The sequence below is a fragment of the uncultured Cetobacterium sp. genome, assembly GCF_947039425.1.
GTDB lineage: Bacteria > Fusobacteriota > Fusobacteriia > Fusobacteriales > Fusobacteriaceae > Cetobacterium_A.
Genome location: NZ_CAMQYW010000109.1, coordinates 1 through 5,977 on the forward strand (window position 1 = coordinate 1; position 5,977 = coordinate 5,977).

A 5,977-nucleotide genomic window follows, 5' to 3' on the forward strand; every position below is an offset into this window, starting at 1 on the left:
GTAATAAGATTAGTGTCAAGTAGAGTATCTAAGTTTTGTTTAGCTTTAGCAGAAACTTCAACGAATTCAGTTTCTCCACCCCACTCAACAGAAACTAATCCATGTTCCATTAACTCTTGTTTAACTTTCATTGGGTTTGCGCCCTCTTTATCAATTTTGTTAACAGCAACAATAATAGGTACTCCTGCAGCTTTAGCATGAGAAAGTGCCTCTATAGTTTGTGGCATAACACCATCATCAGCAGCAACAACTAATATAGCAATATCAGTAACTTGTGCTCCTCTAGCTCTCATATCAGTGAAGGCCTCATGTCCTGGAGTATCTACGAAAGTTATTTTTCCAGTTGGTTTAGTTATTTGGTAAGCTCCGATTTTTTGAGTGATTCCTCCAGCTTCTCCATCAGCTACAGTAGTAGCTCTAATAGCATCTAATAAAGATGTTTTACCGTGGTCAACGTGTCCCATTATTGTAATTACAGGAGCTCTTTCAATTAAATCTTCATTTTTATCAGTAATTTCAAGATCAAATTTATCTCCGAAATCTAATTCTATTTCTTCTTCCATCTCAACTAAAGCATCATATTCTTCAGCTAACTCTTCAGCTTGCTCAAAAGAAATAGGACTGTTAATAGTAAGCATTAATCCTTTTAAGAATAATTTTTTTATAATTTCAGAACTACTAATTCCAAGTCTGTTAGCAAAATCTCCAAGAGTGATGTCACCTTTAACTTTGATTATTTTCATTCCATCTTCTTCTATTACTTCAGGACCAGCTTCAACTTTTTTAACTACAAAGTCAGCTCTTCTACCTTTTTTCTTTTTCTTTGATTTATCACTATTATTATTATTTTTCTTTTTTCTTCCTGATTGTTCCACTTCTTGAAGCTCGTCATTCTCTTTAATTTCATTGTTTTTTACCATTGTTTCCTCCTTAAGTTGATTTTTTCAGAAACAACTTTATCATTTAACAAAGAAAGTATCAAATTAGTTAAGAATTTAGTCAATCAATCCTCTTGCAATTTTTTTATTTTTAACTGCAATAACATTTACTTCATCCTTTTTAAAAATTTCACCTAATTGAAATTTATTTCCATAGTGAACATAAGAAATATTTAATTCTTTTGCTTTAGCAATTAATTTCTTATCATTTTTTTCACTGATATCTTCAGCAATTATTAGAAAATGGATATGATCTAAATCTTCCATAACCATATTAATTCCAAATGCTAGATGATCGGAATTCTTCATTGCTTTTAAAATATTTAAGTAATCTTTAGATTGTTTCTTTAAAAGATTAACCATAGCAAGAAGGTCTTCTATTCTTAGGTTGTATTTTTTATTTTTTGAAATTCTTTGGATACATTCATGAGTTTTACAAACATAGATTGATCTAGTTTGCATCTTTTGTTTTTCATCAAACGAATAGTTGCTTTCACTAATTTTAGCGATTCTGAATAAATCTTTTTTATCTTTTTTTTCTCTACAAACAACACATGTTCTTTCTGGAGTATGATTATCCATTTTGTTCCTCGTTATTAATAACTTCAGTTGTATTTGAGTTATCAACAGTTTTAATATCAACTCTCATACCAGTTAGTTTAGCTGCAAGTCTTGCATTTTGACCATTTTTACCAATAGCTAATGAAAGTTGTGAATTGTCAACTAATACTCTAGCAGTAGATCCATCTTCAAGAACTTCAACACTGATAACTTTAGCTGGGCTAAGTACAGCAGAAACAAACTCTTGAACAGATTCTTTCCAAACAACAATATCAATTTTTTCTCCATTTAATTCGTTAACAATATTTCTTATTCTAAGACCTTTTTGTCCGATACAAGCTCCAACAGTATCAATATTTTCATCTGCAGAGTAAACAGCAACTTTAGCTCTAGAACCAGCTTCTCTTGCAACAGATTTAATTTCAATAACTCCTTCTGAAATTTCAGGAATTTCAAGTTCAAATAACTTTCTTAAAAGTCCTTCATTTTTTCTAGAAATTATTATTTTAGGGAATTTGTTTGTTTTTTCAACTTCAGCAACATAAACTTTTATTCTTTCTCCAACTCTATAAACATCTGAAGGTGATTGTTCAGCTGTTGCTAATATCGCTTCGCATCCGTCAAATTCAATGAAAATGTTTCTCTTTTCATCTATTCTTCTAATAACTCCACTCATAATATCATGCTCTTTATCTTTGAATTTGTCAAAAATATTCTGTCTTTCAGCTTCTCTAACTTTTTGAATAACAATTTGCTTTCCATTTTGAATAGCATTTCTTCTGAATTCTTCACAATTAACATTAAGTTTGATAACGTCACCTAACTTAGCTCTTTTGTGTCCTTCTTCATAAGCATCTTCTAATGAAATCTCAAGAGCAGCATCATACAAATCAGCAGCAGTAACAACTGTTTTAATTTCATGAACCTTAACTTCTCCTGTATTTCTATTAATTTCAACCTCTACATTTTCTTCTTCACCATAATGCTTTTTATAAGCAGCTAACATAGCTTGCTCAACAGCCTCAAGAAGACTTTCTTTATCAATACCTTTCTCTTTTTCTAATTGCTCAAGAGCCTCAAGAAAGATTTTTCCATCTTTTGTTTTCATTAATAATCCTCCTAACTAATTAAATATCACTAAAATCAAAAACGATATTTGCTTTTTTAATCTCTTTAAAAGGGATTTCAACAATATCTCCTTTGATATCAAGATAAATATTTTCATTTTCAAATTTTGTAAGAACTCCTTCAAAGTTTTTACAATTATCAATCTTATGCTTTAAACTAATTTTTATTTTTTCTCCAGAAAATCTAATAAAATCTTTTTCATATTTTAAAGATCTTTCAACACCAGGTGATGAAATTTCTAAGAAAAATTTGTGTGGTATTAGTAAATCAATTGCTTCATCAATATCTCCGCTTAAAGATCCACAATCCTCTAAGAAAATATCTCCGTTTTCTTTTTCAATGAAAACACGAACATAAAGGTACCCACCTTCTTGTACATATTCTAAATCTACAAGTTGAAGATCTTTCTTTTCAACAGCAGGAATAACAATTTTCTCTATTTTTAATAGAGTTTCTTCCATTTCTCTTTTATCCATTCTTAACATAGTTTTCACCTCTTTCCTACCTAAACTATAAAGAAAGAGTGGGTTTTCCCCACTCTTGTCAGCTCTAGTATAAATTATCCACTAAAATTATAGCATATATAACAAGAAAAATCAATTAAATAGTAATATAAATTGACATATATATTAATGTAGGAAAATGATTTTTTATAGGGAGGAATGGGGGTAATGATATATTATTTCAATTCATAAATTTTATTCTATATATATTTATTATTTAGGTTGTTTTTTTTTGATACGTAGTGTATAAATATAACTATAAAAGTTTGTTTTTGTTATAGTAAAAATTTAGAGAGGTGTTATTTTCAATGAAAAATGGAAAAAAAGTAGTAATTGGTGTTATTGGATCAGACTGTCATGCAGTAGGAAATAAAATAATTCATCATGTTTTAGAAACAAGTGGATTTGAAGTAATCAATATTGGAGTATTATCTCCACAAGTTGATTTTATTAATGCTGCAGTAGAAACACAAGCAGATGCTATTATTGTTTCATCTCTATATGGACATGGAGAATTAGATTGTCAAGGTATGAGAGACAAGTGTGAAGAAGCTGGCCTTAAAGACATAATTCTTTATGTTGGTGGAAATATTGTTGTAGGAAAACAAGTTTGGAATGAGGTTGAGTCAAGATTTAAAGCTATGGGATTCAATAGAGTTTATAGACCAGGAACTCCAATCGAGTTAACAACTGAAGATTTAAAATTAGATTTAGGAATTTAATTAATAAAAAAATAAAGAAAAGAGATGGTTTCAATGAAGTGTTATCTTACAATTGACTTTGGAAGTACGTATACAAAGTTAACTGCAATAGATGTTGAAGGAGAAAGAATTCTTGCAACAGCAAAAGATATAACAACAGTTGAAGATGATATTATGATTGGTTTTAATAATGCTTATGAAAAACTTGTACAAGAGATAGAGAAAGAAATATCAATCTCTTGTATAGAGTTTGAAAATAAAATCGCATGTTCTTCAGCTGCTGGTGGATTAAAAATGGTTGCTATAGGATTAGTTCCTGAGTTGACAGCTGAGGCAGCAAAAAAAGCTGCTTTAGGTGCAGGAGCAAGAGTTATGAAAACATACTCTTATGAATTGAATTCGAAAGAGATGGAAGAGATAAAGAATGCTCAGGTAGATATAATTTTATTAGCTGGTGGAACAGATGGTGGAAATAAAGATTGTATAATTCATAATGCAAAATTAATAGCAAAACACAAAATAAGTGTTCCAGTTATAGTAGCGGGGAATAAAGCTGCTTCAGATGAAGTAGAAGATATATTAAAAGAAGCAGGAATAGATTATTACATGGCAGAGAATGTAATGCCAAAAATAAATAAATTAGATGTTGAACCGGCAAGAGAAGAGATAAGAAAAGTATTTATGAATAAAATAATAGAAGCTAAAGGAATGAAAAAAGCGGAAAACTTTATAAGTGGAATTCTTATGCCAACTCCTGCAGCAGTTTTAAAAGCGGCAGAAGTTTTATCAGCTGGAACAGATGATGAAGATGGAATTGGAGATTTAATAATTGTAGATATTGGAGGAGCAACAACTGATATTCATTCAATAGGAAAAGGAGATCCAACTCAAGCAGGAGTCATGATAAAAGGATTAGAAGATCCTTTCGCTAAAAGAACTGTTGAGGGAGATTTGGGGATGAGATATTCGTCTCTATCTTTACTAGAAGCTGCTGGTACAAGAAAAATAAGGAATTATTTAAAAGATACAGAGAGAAAATGGGATGTAAAAGGCCTATGTAAATATAGACATGATAATATAAGAATGGTTCCAAAATCAGAAGAGGAACTATTATTTGATGAAGCAATGGCAAAAGCTGCCACAGAGCTTTCAATGACGAGACACTGTGGTATTTTAGAGTGTATTTATACACCAATGGGAACAATGTATAATCAAATAGGAAAAGATTTGTTAAAAGCTCCATATATTATTGGAACAGGTGGAGTAATTGTTCATAGTATGAATCCAAAGGAGATACTAGAAGCTGGAAGATTTAATCCAGAAGAACCAATTTATTTAAAACCGAAGAATCCTAAATTTATGGTAGATAAAACATATATTTTATCATCAATGGGATTGTTAGCACAAGAAAATCCCGATTTAGCAGTAAAAATAATGAAAAAATATTTAATCCAATTGTAGTTTTAGGGAGGAAAAAACAAATGAAATTAAAATTTACTAAATGGACTGATGAAGAGTTCTTTAAAATAAGAGAAGAAGTATTAAACCAATGGCCTACAGGTAAAGAAGTAGATTTAGAAGAAGCTGTAGCTTATCATAAAGCATTACCAGAATCTAAGAATTTTGCTAAAAAATTAATAGATGCTAAAAATAAAAAAATAACATTAGCACAACCAAGAGCAGGAGTTGCTTTAATTGATCAACAAATAGAATTATTAAACTTTTTAGATACAGAAGGTGGAGCAGATTTTTTACCTTCAACAATAGATTCATACACAAGACAGAATAAATATGAAAATTGTCAAAAAGGAATAGAGGAATCTAAAAAAGCTGGAAGATCATTATTAAATGGATTTCCAGGTGTAAATCACGGAGTTAAAGGTTGTAGAGAGGTTGTTGAAGCTGTAAACTTACCATTACAATTAAGACATGGAACTCCTGATGCAAGATTATTATCTGAGATAATGATTGCAGCTGGATATACATCAAATGAGGGTGGAGGAATTTCTTATAACATTCCTTATGCTAAATCAGTAAGTCTTGAGCAAACTATGATTGACTGGCAATATATTGATAGATTAACTGGATGGTATGAAGAGCAAGGTGTTTCTATAAATAGAGAACCATTTGGTCCATTAACTGGAAC

Annotated in this window: 6 protein-coding genes and 1 pseudogene; 3 read left to right on the forward strand and 4 right to left on the reverse strand. The window is 30.3% G+C overall.

The window, feature by feature from the left end:
• The 4 genes from Q0V09_RS06730 to rimP all read right to left on the reverse strand — a co-directional run.
• The coding region (locus Q0V09_RS06730) for a translation initiation factor IF-2 N-terminal domain-containing protein (protein WP_297487841.1) at positions 1 to 920 on the reverse strand (920 nt) is incomplete at its 3' end.
• A 75-nt stretch (positions 921 to 995) separates the two neighbouring features.
• Positions 996 to 1,520 (reverse strand): DUF448 domain-containing protein, encoded by a 525-nt coding sequence (locus Q0V09_RS06735; protein ID WP_297405921.1) that lies wholly within the window; start codon positions 1,518 to 1,520, stop codon positions 996 to 998.
• A complete protein-coding gene (gene nusA / locus Q0V09_RS06740; protein WP_297405920.1) occupies positions 1,513 to 2,607 on the reverse strand; it encodes a transcription termination factor NusA in 1,095 nt (364 codons plus the stop codon). Before nusA ends, Q0V09_RS06735 begins: the two co-directional genes overlap by 8 nt.
• Positions 2,608 to 2,626: 19 nt before the next feature.
• Positions 2,627 to 3,088 carry a ribosome maturation factor RimP gene (gene rimP, locus Q0V09_RS06745; protein WP_297405928.1) on the reverse strand — a complete coding sequence of 154 codons (462 nt, stop codon included), beginning with the start codon at positions 3,086 to 3,088 and terminating at the stop codon, positions 2,627 to 2,629.
• Between the two features lie 350 nt (positions 3,089 to 3,438).
• Here rimP and glmS point away from each other — a divergent pair, with 350 nt between their 5' ends.
• From glmS to Q0V09_RS06760, 3 genes and pseudogenes are all read left to right on the forward strand, one after another.
• Positions 3,439 to 3,852, forward strand: coding sequence for a methylaspartate mutase subunit S (glmS, locus tag Q0V09_RS06750; protein ID WP_297405919.1), 414 nt, complete (start codon positions 3,439 to 3,441; stop codon positions 3,850 to 3,852).
• A 33-nt stretch (positions 3,853 to 3,885) separates the two neighbouring features.
• Positions 3,886 to 5,292: a methylaspartate mutase accessory protein GlmL gene (gene glmL / locus Q0V09_RS06755; RefSeq protein ID WP_297405918.1), complete on the forward strand. Its 1,407-nt coding sequence runs from the start codon at positions 3,886 to 3,888 to the stop codon at positions 5,290 to 5,292.
• A 20-nt stretch (positions 5,293 to 5,312) separates the two neighbouring features.
• A pseudogene (locus Q0V09_RS06760) lies at positions 5,313 to 5,977 on the forward strand (methylaspartate mutase subunit E); the annotation flags it as partial.